Annotated in this window: 17 protein-coding genes and 2 tRNA genes; 9 read left to right on the top strand and 10 right to left on the bottom strand. The window is 67.2% G+C overall.

Annotation, left to right across the window (positions count from 1 at the left end):
• Window positions 1–14: 14 nt before the first annotated feature.
• Entirely contained in the window at window positions 15–1,016 is a 1,002-nt protein-coding gene (gene gap, locus ACI2JO_RS09380) for a type I glyceraldehyde-3-phosphate dehydrogenase (protein WP_404720439.1), read from the bottom strand.
• Window positions 1,017–1,043: 27 nt separating this feature from the next.
• Between gap and ACI2JO_RS09375 the strand changes: the two genes are divergently transcribed.
• From ACI2JO_RS09375 to ACI2JO_RS09360, 4 genes are all read left to right on the top strand, one after another.
• Complete coding sequence (locus tag ACI2JO_RS09375; protein WP_404720438.1) at window positions 1,044–1,346, top strand: hypothetical protein; 303 nt, start codon at window positions 1,044–1,046, stop codon at window positions 1,344–1,346.
• Window positions 1,346–1,651, top strand: coding sequence for a cell division protein ZapA (locus ACI2JO_RS09370; RefSeq protein ID WP_335307806.1), 306 nt, complete (start codon window positions 1,346–1,348; stop codon window positions 1,649–1,651). The genes ACI2JO_RS09375 and ACI2JO_RS09370 overlap by 1 nt, the downstream gene beginning before the upstream one ends.
• Window positions 1,652–1,848: 197 nt before the next feature.
• Entirely contained in the window at window positions 1,849–2,391 is a 543-nt protein-coding gene (locus tag ACI2JO_RS09365) for a 5-formyltetrahydrofolate cyclo-ligase (protein ID WP_404720437.1), read from the top strand.
• On the top strand, window positions 2,388–2,594 hold the full coding sequence (locus tag ACI2JO_RS09360) for a DUF2842 domain-containing protein (RefSeq protein ID WP_404720436.1): 207 nt from the start codon (window positions 2,388–2,390) through the stop codon (window positions 2,592–2,594). Before ACI2JO_RS09365 ends, ACI2JO_RS09360 begins: the two co-directional genes overlap by 4 nt.
• Before the next feature lie 19 nt (window positions 2,595–2,613).
• On the opposite strand, the gene ACI2JO_RS09355 is transcribed toward ACI2JO_RS09360, so the two are convergent.
• The 4 genes from ACI2JO_RS09355 to ACI2JO_RS09340 all read right to left on the bottom strand — a co-directional run bounded on the left by ACI2JO_RS09355 (window position 2,614) and on the right by ACI2JO_RS09340 (window position 4,886).
• A tRNA-Asp gene (locus ACI2JO_RS09355) sits at window positions 2,614–2,690 on the bottom strand.
• A gap of 94 nt (window positions 2,691–2,784) precedes the next feature.
• Window positions 2,785–2,861: transfer RNA gene (locus ACI2JO_RS09350), tRNA-Asp, on the bottom strand.
• A 46-nt stretch (window positions 2,862–2,907) separates the two neighbouring features.
• Window positions 2,908–4,098, bottom strand: coding sequence for an AI-2E family transporter (locus ACI2JO_RS09345; RefSeq protein ID WP_404720435.1), 1,191 nt, complete (start codon window positions 4,096–4,098; stop codon window positions 2,908–2,910).
• 47 nt (window positions 4,099–4,145) lie between these two features.
• Complete coding sequence (locus tag ACI2JO_RS09340; RefSeq protein WP_404720434.1) at window positions 4,146–4,886, bottom strand: Crp/Fnr family transcriptional regulator; 741 nt, start codon at window positions 4,884–4,886, stop codon at window positions 4,146–4,148.
• A 171-nt stretch (window positions 4,887–5,057) separates the two neighbouring features.
• Between ACI2JO_RS09340 and ACI2JO_RS09335 the strand changes: the two genes are divergently transcribed.
• The 4 genes from ACI2JO_RS09335 (at window position 5,058) to ACI2JO_RS09320 (ending at window position 10,614) form a co-directional block, all read left to right on the top strand.
• A complete protein-coding gene (locus ACI2JO_RS09335) occupies window positions 5,058–7,094 on the top strand; it encodes a 3-hydroxyacyl-CoA dehydrogenase NAD-binding domain-containing protein (protein ID WP_404720433.1) in 2,037 nt (678 codons plus the stop codon).
• On the top strand, window positions 7,091–8,269 hold the full coding sequence (locus ACI2JO_RS09330) for an acyl-CoA dehydrogenase family protein (RefSeq protein ID WP_404720432.1): 1,179 nt from the start codon (window positions 7,091–7,093) through the stop codon (window positions 8,267–8,269). Before ACI2JO_RS09335 ends, ACI2JO_RS09330 begins: the two co-directional genes overlap by 4 nt.
• Window positions 8,270–8,602: 333 nt before the next feature.
• Window positions 8,603–9,730 carry an acyl-CoA dehydrogenase family protein gene (locus ACI2JO_RS09325; RefSeq protein WP_404720431.1) on the top strand — a complete coding sequence of 376 codons (1,128 nt, stop codon included), beginning with the start codon at window positions 8,603–8,605 and terminating at the stop codon, window positions 9,728–9,730.
• The gene (locus ACI2JO_RS09320; protein ID WP_404720430.1) at window positions 9,727–10,614 is read left to right on the top strand and encodes an acyl-CoA thioesterase; all 888 of its coding nucleotides are present in this window, start codon (window positions 9,727–9,729) and stop codon (window positions 10,612–10,614) included. Before ACI2JO_RS09325 ends, ACI2JO_RS09320 begins: the two co-directional genes overlap by 4 nt.
• A gap of 2 nt (window positions 10,615–10,616) precedes the next feature.
• On the opposite strand, the gene ACI2JO_RS09315 is transcribed toward ACI2JO_RS09320, so the two are convergent.
• Genes ACI2JO_RS09315 through ACI2JO_RS09300 form a run of 4 tightly spaced genes read right to left on the bottom strand, consistent with a single transcriptional unit; the run spans window position 10,617 to window position 14,787 of the window.
• Window positions 10,617–11,684 carry a catalase family protein gene (locus ACI2JO_RS09315; RefSeq protein WP_404720429.1) on the bottom strand — a complete coding sequence of 356 codons (1,068 nt, stop codon included), beginning with the start codon at window positions 11,682–11,684 and terminating at the stop codon, window positions 10,617–10,619.
• Between the two features lie 54 nt (window positions 11,685–11,738).
• Window positions 11,739–12,539: an SDR family NAD(P)-dependent oxidoreductase gene (locus ACI2JO_RS09310; RefSeq protein ID WP_404720428.1), complete on the bottom strand. Its 801-nt coding sequence runs from the start codon at window positions 12,537–12,539 to the stop codon at window positions 11,739–11,741.
• A complete protein-coding gene (locus ACI2JO_RS09305; protein ID WP_404720427.1) occupies window positions 12,536–13,555 on the bottom strand; it encodes a phosphotransferase family protein in 1,020 nt (339 codons plus the stop codon). The genes ACI2JO_RS09310 and ACI2JO_RS09305 overlap by 4 nt, the downstream gene beginning before the upstream one ends.
• Complete coding sequence (locus ACI2JO_RS09300) at window positions 13,552–14,787, bottom strand: acyl-CoA dehydrogenase family protein (protein ID WP_404720426.1); 1,236 nt, start codon at window positions 14,785–14,787, stop codon at window positions 13,552–13,554. Before ACI2JO_RS09300 ends, ACI2JO_RS09305 begins: the two co-directional genes overlap by 4 nt.
• 135 nt (window positions 14,788–14,922) lie before the next feature.
• Between ACI2JO_RS09300 and ACI2JO_RS09295 the strand changes: the two genes are divergently transcribed.
• The gene (locus ACI2JO_RS09295) at window positions 14,923–16,158 is read left to right on the top strand and encodes a TetR family transcriptional regulator (protein WP_404720425.1); all 1,236 of its coding nucleotides are present in this window, start codon (window positions 14,923–14,925) and stop codon (window positions 16,156–16,158) included.
• Window positions 16,159–16,265: 107 nt separating this feature from the next.
• On the opposite strand, the gene ACI2JO_RS09290 is transcribed toward ACI2JO_RS09295, so the two are convergent.
• A complete protein-coding gene (locus ACI2JO_RS09290; protein ID WP_404720424.1) occupies window positions 16,266–17,120 on the bottom strand; it encodes a helix-turn-helix domain-containing protein in 855 nt (284 codons plus the stop codon).
• Between the last annotated feature and the right edge of the window lie 33 nt (window positions 17,121–17,153).

The raw sequence follows: 17,153 nt of genomic DNA, 5'->3' as shown, positions 1-17,153 counted from the left end.
CGCGCCTCCCGCGATTAGCCGAGCTTCGCCATCGCCGACGCGGTGTCGACCATGCGGTTCGAGAAGCCCCATTCATTGTCGTACCAGCTGACGACGCGCACCAGCTTGCCGTCGAGCACCGCCGTCTCAAGGCTGTCGACGGTCGACGAATAGGGCGTGTGAACGATGTCGATCGAGACCAACGGCTCGTCGGAGAAGTGCAGCACGCCCTTCATCGGGCCGTCCGCTGCCGCCTTGAGCAGCGCATTGACCTCATCCTTCGTCGTCTCGCGCCCCGGCATGAAGGTCAGGTCAACCAGGCTGCCGTCCGGCACCGGCACGCGCACTGCCGAACCGTCCAGCTTGCCCTTCAGCTCTGGCAGCACCTCGCCGACCGCGCGCGCCGCGCCGGTCGTGGTCGGGATCATGCTCATCGCCGCGGCGCGCGCACGCCGCAGGTCCGGGTGGATCTGATCGAGGATCTTCTGATCGTTGGTATAGGCGTGGATCGTGGTCATCAGCCCACGCTCGATGCCCAGCGCGTCGTTCAGCACCTTGGCGACCGGTGCAAGGCAGTTGGTCGTGCACGACGCGTTCGACACGATCGTGTGGCCGGCCTCCAGCTTGTCGTGATTCACGCCGTAAACGACGGTGATGTCGACTCCCTTGGCCGGCGCGGAGATCAGCACCTTCTTCGCACCCGCGTCGATATGCTTCTGCGCGCTGGCGCGATCGGTGAAGAAGCCCGTGCATTCCAGCACGATATCGACGCCCAGGTCCTTGTGCGGCAGATTGGCGGGATCGCGCTCGGCGGTGACGCGGATGCGCTTGCCGTCGATCACCATGTCCTGCCCGTCGGCTTCGACGGTGCCAGCGTACTTGCCGTGAACGCTGTCGCGGCTGAACAGCCACGCATTAGACTTGGTGTCGGCCAGATCGTTGATCGCCACCAGCTCCAGCTCGCTGCCGCGCTCCAGCAATGCCCGCGCCACCAGCCGTCCGATGCGCCCGAAGCCGTTGATCGCAACCTTCGTCATCGTCAGTCCTCCGCCAAATCCGTCCAGATGCGGCGGCTTTTGCGCAGGTGGACGCGCACCCGTCAACCGCCCCGCTACAGCGACCGTCCGCCGCGCAAGCTACTTGTCGCGCCGCGTGCGCGATCCTATCGCTTCGCCATTATGGACAATCCCGCGATCGCCCGGCTGGACGCCGCCATCACCCGCGTCGAAAACGCGATCGCCGCGCGGCGCGCCGCCGACGCGTTGCTGGAGCGGCGTCACGCCACGCTGAAGGCGACGATGGCGCAGGCCGTTGCGGCGCTCGACACGATCATTGCCAACGCACCCGAGCCGGAGGTGAAGGGCTGATGGCGATCGTCACGCTGCGCATCGGCGACACAAATTACGATCTGGCCTGCCGGGACGGTGGCGAGGCGCGGTTGCAGGAAGCCGCCGCGTTGATCGATGAACGCTGGGAGATGGCGCGTCGCGCCGCCGGAGCGGGCGGCACCAACCGGCAGATGCTGCTCGCCGCGCTGATGGTCGCCGATGCACTGATCGACGCCCGCAACGCGCCGCCCCCCGAGACGCCGGAGGGTGTGGCGCTCGATGCCTTGTCGGAGCGACTCGAATCGATTGCGGCAGCCCTTGAGCAAACGCTGCCGAGCGCCTAAGTTGGTGATGGCGGGTTCTGCCCGGTACGAGCCTAGAGAAATCCCTGAGGCTATTCATCTTCCATGGGGGTTGTCCCTGCCCGGGTCCTGGCCCGACGCACATGATCCCCACCTGACGTACTGGGCGTCAGTGGATAATCCGGCAAACGACCATGGCGGTCCCGCCACCCGCCCTTCCCCCGGCCGATTGTAAGCTGATGCGCGACAAGACGACCCTGCGCGCCACCGCGCGCGCTGCCCGCACTGCCTTTGTCGCCACTGCGCACCCGCCGATCCGGGTCGATGCGCGGTTCGTGGCCCTTCTTACGCCAGGGATGATCGTGGCGAGCTACATCCCGATCGGCGGCGAGGCCGATCCCACACCGCTGGAACAGGCCGCACTGGCTGCCGGTTGCAAGCTAGCGCTGCCGCATGTCATCGACCGGGCGACGCCGCTGTCGTTCGTGCGCTGGATGCCGGGCAGCACCTTGCAGAACGGGCCGTTCGGATTGCGTCAGCCCGCGAACGACAGCGTGCCGGTCGCGCCGGATCTGGTGCTGACGCCGCTGGTGGGATTCGATCGCGCGCTCAATCGGCTCGGTCAGGGGGCTGGCCATTATGACCGCGCTTTCAGCGCCTTTCCACAAGCGCTACGGATCGGCGTGGCGTGGAGCGTCCAGTTGATCGAGGGACTGACCGCCGATCCGTGGGATGTGCCGCTGCACGCCGTCGCGACCGAAATGGAGTGGATCACCGCATGACACCTTCATGGCGCAAGCCCGCAGGGATGCTCATCATCCTGCTGCTGATCCTCGTGTGGTGCGTCGGCATCGCCTCGCTGTCCGCATCGATCGGACGCTGGCCGGGCGCGGTGCAGTTGCTGTTCTATGTCGTGACCGGGATCATCTGGATCGCGCCGCTTAAACCGCTGCTCCGCTGGATGGAAACCGGTCGCTGGCGCTGAGTTCGGGGCCACTGAGAAGTGGCGCGAGTGACGGGGCTCGAACCCGCGACCTCCGGCGTGACAGGCCGGCGCTCTAACCAACTGAGCTACACCCGCATTCCTGGACGTATCACATGGATCAACCAGGCAATGTGCCTGCAAACCGCATGTTTCGCGTCATCTCGCAACTATACGCCGATCCCGACAAGGATGGCGCGAGTGACGGGGCTCGAACCCGCGACCTCCGGCGTGACAGGCCGGCGCTCTAACCAACTGAGCTACACCCGCTTGTAGAAGCGTGAGGCGCGCCAACTAGGCGGCACGCCCCACCCTGTCAACGACTATCGGCGACTTTTTCGACGACGGCGATCTGCTCCTCCTGGCCGCGCATCAGCGTGCCGTCCTCGAAGAGGAAACCGGCGATGTCGGGGCGGCCCGCGGCGGACAGGATCGTCTGGACGATGATCAGGATCGGCACCGCCAGCAGCGCGCCGACCGTGCCCCACACCCAGCCCCAGAAGCTGATCGAAATGAGGATCATGACCGGATTGATCGTCAGACGGTGCCCGACGATCAGTGGGGTCACGACGTTCGCCTCGATCAGATGCGCGCCGTACATGATCGCGGGCGCCGACAGCGCGGTCCAGACGTCGGAGAAGGTCATCAGCCCGCCGATAGCGAGCAGCAGCGCCGCGACGACCGGCCCGAAATAAGGAACGTAGTTGAGCAGCGTGACAATCCCGCCCCACATCAGCGGGAACGGCATGCCCAGCATGTGGAGCGCGCCCGCCACTACCGCCCCGAGCATGATGTTGATGATCGTGATCGTGCCGAGATACGACGACACCGCGTCGACCATCTCCTGCAACACCCGCGCGGTGGTCATCGCCCCGCCGAAGCTGGCACGGCCGGTGATCATCCGCTCGCGCATCCGTGTCCAGCCCGACAGGAAGAAGAACGCGACGAGGATTGCGTAGAAAGTCTGGACGATTACCGCCGGCGCCGACGTGGCGGCGAGTTCCACGATCGAACTTGGCGGGGCGACAGCGGCGGTAGCCGATGGCTTGACCGGCGTGGTCGCGATCTGACGCAATGTGCGGTTCGCGTAGCGCTCCAGACTTGAATAGAGGTCGAGGATCGGCGCGAGATTCGCCTGGATACGGTGGATGCGGCTGGGCAGAAGCCGGAAAAACTCCGTCGCGGGCACCACGATGGCGGCCAGGGCAACATTCGCGATCACCAGAAAGAGGATCACGCAGAACAAGGCTGCGATAGGCGACGGCAGCCGCCTGCGTTCCAGCCATTCGAGCAACGGGATCAGCGCCAGCGACACGACCAGCGCGATCGCGGTCGGCATGAAGAACTCCGCCCCCGCCTGCAGCGCGAACGGCGTTCCGAGCATCAGCCCGATGCCGGCGGTCAGCGTTAGCCCGGCAAGTAGGCGGTCGCGGCGCATCGGCGGGTCGATCCCCGCCGCGGTCGGCGCCGGGATGAACGGTTCGGCGGGCGAAGGCTGATCGGACATATCCGTCACCTACGGCCATTTACCGTCCGCGGCCAAGCGCCTTCGCGTTACGGTCGATCGTCGCGGTTCCAGGTGCCGGTTTCAAGGTAGAGATAGTCGGGATCGAACTCGCCGAGCCGCGCCAGTCCGTCGTGGTTGGTAATCCGCACCACGCCGCGCGCGAACTCAACCAGCCCGCCCTCGCGCAGCCGCCGCAGCATGCGGTTGACGTGCACGCTGGTGAGGCCCAGCGCCTCGCCAAGATCCTGTTGCGTCAGCGCGAAATCGAATGCGCCCCCGTCCGCGGCACCGACGGCATGGAGCCGGTGATAGGTTTCAAGCAGGAAATGCGCGAGTCGTCCCGCCGCGTCCAACCGACCGATACGGAAAATCCACTCCCGGTGCAGTGCCGCGTCAAGCAGGGTCGAACGCCACAGCAGCCGCGTCAGGTGCGGGTGCTCGGTCAGGATCCTGTCGATCCGCGCATGTGGGATGATCGCGACACGCGCCTCGGTCAGCGTACCGACATCGTGATCGAGCCGGCGCAGCGGGTAGCCGTGCAGGTCCACAAAATCGCCGGTCAGTTGCAGCGCCACCAACTGCCGGAAGCCGTCGCGTGCATCCATGTAGCGACACATCACGCCGTCGAGCAGCAAGGTGCTGTTCGTGACCCGCTCCCCACGACGCGTGACGATGCGGCGCGCCGGCAGGTGCTCGATCCGATCGACCGCGCTTTCCAGCACATCCTTTTCGGCCTGCGTCAATCCGTTGCGGCCACGCCCGCGTAGAAAGTTCTTCGTCACGCGCATCGAAGAGCGAACCCCCATTCCTTGTGAGTGCAGGATTAGGCGGGGAAACGGCGCGGGGACAAGTCTGGCAGCGATCGTCGGAACGGTTCGCCGAAAGGCGATTGCTTTCCCCGACAAGGACACGATAATTCGAAACAACGGTATGCCGAACATCCAGGAGAGCGATCCCTCATGACGTCGCAGAGCATCGAACAGTCGGGACCGATCCGCATCGAGCGGGACGGCGATATCCTCCAAATTACCAGCGATTCGCCGCCCGTGAACGCGCTGGGTGCCGCGGTACGCGACGGTCTGGAGGCCGCGGTGAAGGCCGGTGTCGCGGATTCGAGTATCGCCGCGATCGTGCTCCGCTGCGACGGCCGCACCTTCTTCGCGGGCGCCGACATCAGCGAATTCGGCAAGCCGTTGCAGGGCATTCCGCTGCCGACGCTGGTCGACGTGATCGAGGCGAGCCCCAAGCCGGTGATCGCCGCGATCCACGGCACTGCGCTGGGCGGCGGGTGCGAGGTGGCGCTCGGCTGTCATTACCGTGTCGCCGTGCCCTCGGCGAAGCTGGGGACGCCCGAGGTAAAGCTGGGGCTGCTGCCCGGTGCGGGCGGAACGCAGCGGTTGCCGCGGCTGGTTGGGGTCAAGGCCGCGCTGGAGATGATCGTGCTCGGCAATCCGGTGTCCGCGAAGGCGGCGGCGGACATGGGGCTGATCGACAAGGTGGTCGGCGAGGACACGCTGGCCGCCGACGCATTGGCCTTCGCGCGCGAGGTGGCGGGCAAGCGCCCGATCTCGCGCGTCCGCGACCGTGTCATCGCTCCCGATCCGGCTGCGGTGGAGGCGTTCCGCAAGACGCACGGCCGCAAGCTGCGCGGCTTCGACGCGCCGGCGGCGTGCATCACCTGCGTCGTCGCCGCCACCGAGCAATCGTTCGAGGACGGGCTGGCGGTCGAGCGCGAACAGTTCATGGCGCTGATGAACGGCACGCAATCGGCGGCGCAGCGGCATCTGTTCTTCGCCGAGCGCAAGGCGGCGAAGATCGACGATATCGACCCGGCCACCCCGCTGCGCCCCATCAAGCGCGTCGGCGTGATCGGCGCGGGGACGATGGGCGGCGGGATCGCGATGAACTTCCTGTCGGCGGGCGTGCCCGTCACCATCGTCGAAATGCAGCAGGAGGCGCTCGATCGCGGCACCGGGGTGATGCGGCGCAATTACGAGGCGAGCGCCGCCAAGGGGCGGCTGCCCGCCGATGCGCCCGACAAGGCGATGGCGCTGCTCTCCCCCACCCTGTCGCTCGACGATCTGGCCGATTGCGACCTCATCATCGAGGCGGTCTACGAGGATATGGGCGTCAAGAAGGACATCTTCACGAAGCTCGATGCGATCGCGAAGCCCGGCGCAATCCTCGCGAGCAACACCAGCTACCTCAACATCGACGAGATTGCCGCGGTGACGAAGCGCCCCGGCGACGTGCTGGGAATGCACTTCTTCTCGCCGGCGAACGTCATGAAGTTGCTGGAGGTGGTGCGCGGCAGGCAGACCGCGCCCGATGTGCTGGCGACGGTGATGGCGCTGGCCAAGAAAATCCGCAAGGTGGCGGTGGTCGCGGGCGTGTGCGACGGGTTCATCGGCAACCGGATGCTGATGCCGCGGCAGGTCGAAGCCAACAAACTGTTGATGGAAGGCGCGACCCCCGAGCAGATCGACCGGGTGCATGTCGCGTTCGGTATGCCGATGGGGCCGTTCCAGATGGCCGACCTCGCCGGGGTCGACATCGGCTGGCACCGCGATCCCAGCCGGATCGAGAACATCCGCGACGCGCTCGCCGCCGAAGGCCGCTGGGGGCAGAAGAAGGGCGCGGGCTTCTACGATTATGATGAGAAGCGAAACCCGACTCCCTCGCCGCGCGTGGCGGAGATCATCGACGAATTTCGCGCAAAGGAAGGCGCGACCCCGCGCGACATCAGCGACGAGGAGATCGTCGCGCGCACGCTCTACACGATGGTCAACGAAGGCGCGCTGATCCTGGAGGAAGGCATGGCGCAGCGCGCGTCGGATATCGATGTCGTGTGGGTCTATGGCTATGGCTGGCCGGTCTATCGCGGCGGGCCGATGTTCTGGGCTCAGAGCGAAGGCGTCGACAAGGTGATCGCCGGGCTGGAACGCTATGGCTTCCCGGTCGCCAAGGGACTCAAGACCGGGGAGGCGTTCAAGTGAGCGATCTCGACACCTTCCGCGAAGAGACGCGCGCATGGCTGGAAGAGAATTGCCCGCCCGAGATGCGCGCGCCGATCGTGTCCGAAAAGGATGTGGTGTGGGGCGGACGCGACCAGTCACGGCTGACCGAACCGCAGAAGACGTGGCTCGACCGGATGGCGGCGCGCGGCTGGACGGTGCCCGACTGGCCCAAGGACTATGGCGGCGGCGGGCTGAGCGCGGCGGAGACCAAGGTGCTGCGCGAGGAAATGGCGCGGATCAAGGCGCGCAACCCGCTCAACAGCTTCGGCATCTCGATGCTGGGGCCGGCGCTGCTGAAATACGGTACCGAGGCGCAGAAGCTGGAGCATCTGACGAAGATCGCGCGCGGCGAGATCCGCTGGTGCCAGGGCTATTCGGAGCCCAACGCCGGTTCCGACCTCGCAAGCCTTGCGACCAGTGCCGAGGATGCCGGCGACCATTTCGTCGTCAACGGGCAGAAGGTGTGGACCAGCTATGCCGATCAGGCCGACTGGATCTTTTGTCTGGTGCGGACCGACCGGACGACCAAGCAGGGCGGGATCAGCTTCGTGCTGTTCGACATGGCCTCGCCGGGCGTCTCGACCAAGCCGATCCTGCTCATCAGCGGCTATTCGCCGTTTTGCGAGACGTTCTTCGACGATGTGAAGGTGCCCAAGGCGAATCTGGTCGGCGAGCTGAACAAGGGCTGGGATGTCGCCAAATATCTGCTCGGGCATGAGCGCGAGATGATCTCGGGCATGGGGCTGTCCGGCGGCGGCGATGCGCTGGTGGAAGGCGCATTGGCCACTGTCGGGGTCGATGCCGAGGGGCGGCTGGCCGATCCGCTGCTGCGCGCGCAGATCGCCGCGTACGAGGTGCGCGCGCTGGCGTTCGCGGCGCAGAGCGAGCGGTTCATCGACGAGCTGAAGGCGGGGCACGCGCACCCCGCGCAGCCAAGCATGATGAAATATTACGGCACCGAGCTGAACAAGGCGCGGCATGAGCTGGCGATGGCGGCGGGTGGATCGGACGCGGTCGAGTGGGAGAGCGAGCGCTCGGGCGGCGGGCGCGCGGCGCGGGCGTGGCTGCGGACCAAGGCGAATTCGATCGAGGGCGGAACGAGCGAGATCCAGCTCAACATCGTGGCGAAGCGGATTCTGGAGTTGCCGGGGTGATGGTCATTCCGTCGCCCCTGCGGAGGCAGGGGCCCATGGCTGTCGAGTGGATGAGTGCCGGCGGCCGTTGGTGCGCGCGGGTTGTGTGTCGAATGTATCGGCACACGACAGAGACATGGGCCCCTGCCTTCGCAGGGCGACGGTGGAGGTGGGGCGGTCAGCGTCTTCTAGCGAGAGCGCGCCAACCCTTGTTCGTCGCCCCGGACTTGATCCGGGGCCCCGCTTCTTTTCAGCCGCAGTGAAGAAGGAAGAAGCGGTATCTCGGGTCAAGCCCGGGATGACGTGAATACAGAGGATAGAGCCCTGCCACATGGGCCTGAACGGAGGGATGCGATGCCGCTTTTCCTGAATGACGAACAGACGATGCTGCGTGACACCGCGCGCGATTTCGTGAGCGAGAATGCGCCCGTCGCGCATCTGCGCCGGCTGCGCGACAGCGACGACGCGACCGGCTTCGATCGCGCGCTGTGGAAGCAGTTCGCGGAGATGGGGTTCACCGGCATCCTGATCGGCGAGGATGCGGGCGGGCTGGGGCTCGGGCATGTCGAGGCCGGGGTCGTTCTGGAGGAAATCGGGCGCAACCTGTCGCCCTCGCCGTTCCTGTCCACCGCAGTCGCGGCGGTCGCGGCGCTTGACGGCACCGCGCAGGCGGCGCGCTGGTTTCCCGCCATCCTGTCTGGCGACACGGTCGCGGCACTGGCGGTCGACGAAGGACCGAAGCACCGCGACCGGATCGCGATGCGCGCGGAGCGGGCCGGTAACGGCTTCCGGCTGAGCGGTGCCAAGCAGTTCGTGACGCATGGCCATGTCGCCGACCTGCTGATCGTCGCGGCGCGCACCGCCGGGAGCGACGAGGAGGCCGAGGGCGTGACCTTGTTCGCGGTGCCCCCCGACGCCGCCGGGCTCACCGCGACCCCAGAGCGGCTCGCCGACAGCAGCATCGCCGCGCGGCTGACGTTCGAGGGCGTGGCGGTCGACGCGGATGCGGTGATCGGTGAAGTCGACGCCGGGCGCGCGCCGCTCGACCGGCTGTTGCGCGCCGGGCGGACCGGAGCGTCGGCGGAGCTGCTCGGCGTCGGCGGTGGCGCGATGGACATGACGGTCGGGTATCTGAAGCAGCGCAAGCAGTTCGGCACGCTGATCGGCAGCTTCCAGGCGCTCCAGCATCGCGCCGCGCATCTCTATGCCGAGCTGGAAGTGGCGCGCGCCGCAGTGCTCAAGGCGCAGCAACTGCTCGACGCCAGCGATACGGCGGCGGATCAGGCGGTGTCGGTCGCCAAGGCGATGACGGGGCTTGCCACGACGCTGTCGGTGCAGGAAGGCGTTCAGATGCACGGCGGAATCGGGATGACCGACGAATATGACATCGGCTTCTTCATGAAGCGCGCGCGGGTGCTCGCCGAAATGTTCGGCGACACGAACTTCCACGCTGATCGCGTGGCGCGCGGGCGCGGCTATTGAGCGACGCGCCCTCCCCCGCCGCGTTGGTGGCCGATCTGGTCGATCTGCTCGACGTCGAGGAGATCGACACCGATCTGTATCGCGGACGGCGCTCGACCGGCGGGGTCGGGCGCGTGTTCGGCGGTCAGGTGATCGCGCAAGCGTTGCAGGCGGCGCAGCGCTCGGCGGGCGAGACCGACAAGGTTGCGCATTCGCTCCACGCCTATTTCATGCGCGCGGGGTCGGAGGAGCATCCGATCATTTACCGCGTGGTGCGCGATTTCGAGGGGCGCAGCTTCGCGACGCGGCGCGTGATCGCGATGCAGAAGGGCACGCCGATCCTCAACATGGCCGCCTCGTTCCAGCGCCCTGAAGAGGGGTTGTCGCATCAGGACGCGATGCCCGACGTGCCGCCACCGGAGGCGTTGCAGGACGAACAGACGTTGCGCGCGGCGGTGGCGGACAGGATCCCGCCGCAGCTTCGCGAACAGTTGCTGCGACCGCGCGCGATCGAATATCGCCCGGTGACCCCGAGGCACTGGACCGAGCCGACCCCTGCCCCGCCGGTGCATCATTACTGGTTTCGCGCGGTGGCGCCGGTCGGCGACGATCCGGCGATGCACCGGGCGGTGCTCGCCTACGCCAGCGACATGATGCTGCTGGGGACGTGCATGTTGCCGCACGGCGTGACGTGGATCACGCCGGGGATGCAGACCGCCAGCCTCGACCACGCCTTGTGGCTACATGAGCCGGCGCGGACCGACGACTGGCTGCTGTACACGATGGACAGCCCGTGGGCGGGGCACGGCCGCGGCATGAACCGCGGCCGGATCTTCACCGCCGACGGGCGGCTGGTGGCGAGCGTCGCGCAGGAGGGGCTGGTGCGGATGCGCGAGCAACGCTGACTTCAGCCCGGTTCGTGGATCGGGCAGCGGTTGACGCGCTGGCGGTAGTCGGCGGAGTGGCGGTAGGTGTCGCGGCGCGCGCGGTTGATGTTGCCAAGCGGCTGGTGCGCGGCAAGGCCGGTCCAGATACTGAAGCGCGTCTGTTCGTCGACCTGCTCGACGCGCGTGTCGTCCCAGCTATCCTGTGCGGCGGTACGGAGCGTGGCGACGCGGACGAACGGGGCTTCGGCTTCGTCCCATTCGACGGTGGCGTCCTCGACCGGCTGGCGCGTCAGATCGCGGGCGAGCTGGACGCGGAACTCCCATTCGCCCGCGATCGAGCGTAGCTCGGCGCGGACGGTGTGGCGGATCGCGTCGCGGTCGTCGGCGGTGTCGATGATCGCGCCGGTGCGCTCCTTCAGGCCCGGCGCGACGGGCGCGAGGCTGAACTTGGCGATGTGGTCGCCGTAGCGGAACGGCGTGGCGCTGTAATAGGTCTCGCCGACCGGATCGACGTTGGGTGCGCCGCCGAGCGACTTGATCGTCGCGCTCTCGATGCCGACGGCACCCAGCGCGCTGCTGACGCCGCGCAGCACGGCGGACAGCGCCTTCTTGCCGCCTTCCGCCTTGTCGGTGGTGCGCGCCAGCAGCTTGAGGTTGCCGAGGAACTTCTCCGCCGTCTTCGCCATGAAGACGGGGGCGTTGACCATGACGAAGTCCTGCGATCGCCCCTCGGCACCCGGCAACCGCTCGCCATCGACGTCGAAGACCTTGATCGCGAGCCCGCGGGGCAACGAGATCGCGTCGTCGAGGATGTCCCCGGGGTTGGTGGAGAAACGCATCAGCACCTTGTGCTCGCCGGGTGTGGCGAACAGGCCCTGCGCCAGCTCGGGCGGCAGGTCGGCGTCGATCGTCAGCGTGCCTTCGAGGATCGCGTGCGCCTTGGCATGGACCGCGCGAACGGCGTGGCCGTAATCCTCGGCGGTGGTGTCGAGGACGATGTCGAATTGTTCATTGAGCTGGGCGATCGTTGACGCCTCGTCGGGCTGACGCTGCTCGATGTCGGGGGTGTAGCGGACGGGGGCGGGCATCGGGCAACTCTCCTGTGGATGGAGGGTCAACACAGGTTAGCGAACAGCGTTCCGCTAGACGGCGGTCTTGCCGTAATCCTGTCGCGTCACCGGGTGGCTCGACGACAGGCCACCGTCCGCGGCGAGCGCCTGACCGTTGACGTAGCTGGCGTCATCGCTGGCGAGGAACAGCGCCACGCGCGCCAGCTCCTCCGCTTTCGCGCCGCGACGCAGCGGGTTGAGGCGGCCGAGGCGGTCGATCTTTCCGGCGTCGCGGGCGTAATCGAAGGTCGGCTGCGTCATGCCGGTTTCTGTCAACCCCGGGCAGAGCGCGTTCACGCGGACGCCCGAGCCGGACAATTGCTGCGCGGCGGTCGTCGCAAGGTTGATGACACCGGCCTTGGACGCCGAATAAGCCGGCGAGCCCGCTCCCGAGCGCAGCCCGGCGACGCTGGCGGTCAGCACGATCGCGCCGCCGCCGCGTGCGGCGATTTGCGGTGCAGCGTGCTTTACCGCCAGCCACGGGCCGATCAGATTGACGCGCAGCACCTCGGCGAACAGCGCGATATCGGTGTCGAAGATGTTCGCCATTCCGCCCGAGATGCCGGCGTTGGCGAACATCACGTCGAGGCCGCCGAAGCGATCGACCGAGAGCGCGACGGTGCGTGCAACGTCACCTTCATTGCCCGCATCCATGCGGATCGCCGCCGCCACGCCGCCGGCGGCGGTGATCGCTTGCGCCGTCTCCTCCGCCCGGTCGGTCAGGTCGGCGACGACCACCTGCCCGCCCTCGGCGGCGAACAGCAATGCCGCCGCGCGACCGATCCCCGAGCCCGCGCCGGTGACGACGACCGACTTGCCCGCGAAGCGCATCACGCCCCCGCCCTTTGCGCGAAATGCCAGGCGGCATCGACCAGCCCGCCCATCCGTGCCGCCGTCTCGTGCGCGCGCGGGTTGGCGGCGGTGCCGGTGACGATGCGCTTCTTGATGCCCTGCACGATGCCGGCGAGGCGGAAGAGGTTGAACGCGAAGTACCAGTCGAGCGCGATCGGCGCGCTGCGCTGCGTGCGCGCGCAATAGCGTTCCAGCATCTCCGTCATTTCGGGAATTCCGGTGACGGGGCCGGTGCGGCCGAGCACGCCCGATCGGCCCTCCGGCTCGGTGACCCAGCTCATCAGGAAATAGGTGAGGTCCGCAACCGGATCGCCGAGCGTCGACAATTCCCAGTCGAGCACCGCCGCGACGCGCGGCTCGGTGCCGGGCGCAAAGCGGAGATTGTCGACGCGGTAATCGCCGTGAACGATGCTGGTCCGCTCCTGCGCCGGCACGGTGCGCGGCAGGAAGTCGATCAGCCGTTCCATCGCCGGCATCGGCTCGGTCTCCGCGCCGCGATATTGCTTCGTCCAGCGCGCGACCTGCCGCTCGAAATAATTGCCGGGTCGCCCGTAATCCTCCAGCCCGATCGCGACGTGATCGGTGTTGTGGAGATCGGCGAGCGTGTCGATCATGGCCTCGTAATGCGCGCGGCGCTGATCGGGGGCGAGATCGGGCATCGTGCCGTCCCAGATCGTCCGCCCCTCGACCATCGCCATCACGTAGAAGGCCGAGCCGATCACATCGTCATCCATGCACAGCCCATAGGGACGCGGCACCGGAAAGCCGGTCGGGTGAAGCGCGGCGATCACGCGATATTCGCGGTCAACCTGATGCGCGGACGGCAGCAGCGCGCCGACCGGCTTGCGGCGCAGCACATAGCTGCCGTTCTCGGTGTCGAGGCGATAGGTAGGGTTGGATTGCCCCCCCTCAAGCCGTTGCTCCCTGGTAATCGCCCCGGCACCGGGGACATGCGCGGCCAGCCACGCGCCGAGCCGCGCGGTGTCGAGGTCGCTCATGCGTATTTGCCGAACTCGTGCCGCGCGATCGCGCGCGCATGCACCTCGTCGGGACCGTCGGCGAAGCGCAGCGTCCGCATCGACGCCCAGGCGTGCGCGAGGTCAAAGTCGCCCGACACACCCGCGCCGCCATGCGCCTGAACCGCATCGTCGAGGATGCGCAGCGCCATGTTGGGCGCCTGCACCTTGATCATCGCGATTTCCTGTTGCGCGGCCTTGTTGCCGGCCTTGTCCATCATGTCGGCAGCCTTGAGGCAGAGCAGCCGCGTCATCTCGATGTCGATCCGCGCGCGCGCGATCCGCTCCTCCCAGACGCTATGGTCGGCGATGCGCTTGCCGAACGCGGTGCGGGTGACGAGCCGGCGCGCCATCGCCTCAATCGCCGCCTCCGCGACACCGATCGTGCGCATGCAATGGTGGATGCGCCCCGGCCCGAGCCGCCCCTGCGCGATCTCGAACCCCCTGCCCTCGCCGAGCAGGATGTTCTCGACCGGCACGCGCACGTCGGTGAAGCTGACCTCGCCATGGCCGTGCGGGGCGTGATCGTAGCCATAGACCGACAGCATGCGTTCGATCCGCACGCCCGGCGTGTCGAGCGGAACCAGCACCATGCTCTGCTGCTTGTGCCGCGCCGCGCCGGTGTCGGTCTTGCCCATCAGGATGCCGACCCGACAGCGTGGGTCGCCAATCCCGGACGACCACCATTTCCGGCCGTTGATGACATAATGATCGCCGTCACGGTCGATGCGCGTCTCGATGTTCGTTGCGTCGGAGGAGGCGACGGCGGGTTCGGTCATCAGGAAGACCGAGCGGATCTCGCCGTTCATCAGCGGACGCAGCCACGCTTCCTTCTGCGCCAGCGTGCCGTAACGATGCAGCACCTCCATATTGCCGGTGTCGGGGGCCGAGCAATTGAAACACTCGCTCGCCCAGTCGATCCGCCCCATTTCCTCGGCACATAGTGCGTATTCGAGGTTCGAGAGCTGCGTGCCCTCGAACGCGAACGTATCGTCGACATGGGTCTGACCCGAATGGGGCGGCATGAAGAAATTCCACAGCCCGGCAGCCTTCGCGCACGCCTTCATATCCTCAATGACGGGGAGCACCTTCCACCGATCGCCGTCGTGATGCTGGTGGTCATGCTCGGCGCGGCGCGGCGCGATCTCGCGGGCGATGAAATCGCGTACCCGATCGCGGAAATGCGTCTCGCGCTCGCTCAGGGTGAAATCCACCGCGCTTCCTCTCCATGACTGTCGGCGACGCGGTGTAAGCCATACCCGATGTTCGGTAAAGTCGCCGATCACGTGATCCGCGCTCTAGGTGAAAAAGGACTGCATCTTCGAAACGAGCCATGCTAACGCTACGTCATGGGGGACATCCGTACCGAAGACACCGGCAGCACGCGGCGCTTTCGCGAGAAACGTCAGGCGATCCTCGCTGCCGCCGCTGACGCGATCAACGAACAGAGCGCGAAAGGCATGACCTTCGCCGATGTCGCGCGCCGCGTCGGGCTGAACACGACCAGCGTAACCTATTACTTCAAGCGCAAGGAGGATTTGGCCGCCGCCGCCTTCGAGCAGACGCTCGACAGCCTGATGGCGATGCTCGACGAGGCCGCGCGCGAGCCGACCCCGCAAGAGCGGGTCGCGCGGATGGTGACGCTCAACGTCGAGCGGCTGATGCGGATCGAGCGCGGCGAGGAACGCGCACTGGCGGTGCTGTCGGACCTGCGCGCAATGGACGAGCCGATGCGCGCGACGTTGATGAACCGTTGGCGCGAGGTGTTCCGGCGGACGCGCGCGCTTTGGGGCAGCGGACTTTCGCGTACGGCGACCGATCTGGCCGGCGCACGTGCGCATGTGCTGCTGGAGAACATCTTCTGGCTGCCGTTGTGGCTGCCGCGTTATGAGATCGATCAGTATCCGCGCGCGGCGGCGCGGCTGATCGCCTTGCTGCGCGACGGGCTGGCGGTGGATGGTGCCGGCTGGACGCCAGCCCCGGTAGCCTTGCCGCACGACGATCCGGTGCCGGGACGCGAGGCGTTCCTGCTGGCCGCGACACGGCTCATCAACGAACTCGGCTATCGTGGTGCGTCAGTGCAGCGGATCGCGTCGGAGCTGAACGTCACCAAGGGCAGCTTCTACCACCATCTTGATGCCAAGGACGATCTGGTCGTCGCCTGTTATCGCCGCAGCTTCGACACGATCGCGGCGACGCAGCGGCTCGCCGACGAACGCGGGGGCACATACTGGCAGCGGCTGTGCGACACGGTCGCGACGCTGGTTGCGGTGCAATTCTCGCAGCGCGAATCGCTGCTGCGCACCACTGCACTGAGCGGGCTGCCCGCGGGCGAGCGGCAGCAGATGATCGACCGCTCGACACGGATCGCGCGGCGCTTCGCGGGAACGATCATGGACGGGATCGCCGAGGGCACGGTGCGACCGGCCGACAGCCTGATCGCGTCGCAGGCGCTGATGGGGATGCTCAACGCCGCGTTCGACATGCGCAAATGGGCGTGGAGCATGGAGCGCGACCGCGCGATCCATTTCTATGCCTCGACGCTGATGTTCGGAATGTTCGACGACCGCGCACTGGCGGAGTGACAGCCTCGCGGCGCATACCACGTCCGGGCTGAGCCTGTCGAAGCACGCCCCGGAACAGGCTCTTCGGCAAGCTCAGGACGAACGGTGGTGGTGGACCGCTATCGTCCTCAAACCGGCGTGCCGAGCGCCTGCACCCGCGCCATGATCGCGACCTGATTGTGCGGACCGCGCCGGCGGGTGAATTCACGCACCGAGCAGCCGAGGAACAGATGGCTGTCGCGCAGGAAGTGCGACCGGTCCCAATAGCCTGCCGCCTCCAGCGCCGCCGGCCCCGCTTCGGGCTCGGTCAGCACCGTGGTCACCGCGCGCAGGAACCGGGTGCGGCGGAGCAACAGCTTGGGCGTGAAACCGAAGTTGAAGCGCGTCATCGCCGCCAGCGCGCGCGGCGACATGTCGAGCGCCTCGGCGACTGTCTCGATCCGCGTCGTGGCGGGATCACGCAGCAATTCGCACAGGATCTCGATGCGCGGGTCGGCAGGCGGGCGGCGATCGAGCCGCGCCTCCAGCCACGCCTCGAACACGGCGGCGAACGGCTGATCACCCTCCAGCGCCTCGCGCAGCATCGTCGCGCCGGCATCGATCTCGTCGAGTGCGATCACGCGATTGGCGTAGCGCGAGACGTCGCCGCCGAAGATCTGCGCCCAGCCGAGCGGGAGCAGCCCGACGCCGACCAGTTCGCCCCCATGACAGGTAAGATAGCCCGCGTAGCTGGTCGGCCCCGTCAGCGCGACCGGCGGCATCGGATCGATCAGGCGGCTGCCGATCCTCAGCGACCAGGACGGGCTGTTGTGCAGCGACACGCGGATCGTCGCCACGCTCGGGAAGAAAGCGTCGCGCAGCTCACGCGTCGGGCTGACCGGTGCGGCAAAACGATGATAGCCGGTGACATAACGCCTCAGCCGTTCCCCGGGAGGAACATAGCGCACATCGACCATCGCCGGCCCACTGTCTTTCCCCGTCACGTCGCCCCCCAGCAACTTCTTAATGCGGCTTCA

Source organism: Sphingomonas sp. NPDC079357, assembly GCF_044901155.1.
Classification (GTDB): Bacteria; Pseudomonadota; Alphaproteobacteria; order Sphingomonadales; family Sphingomonadaceae; genus Sphingomonas.
This window is presented reverse-complemented; position numbering and strand designations above follow the sequence as displayed.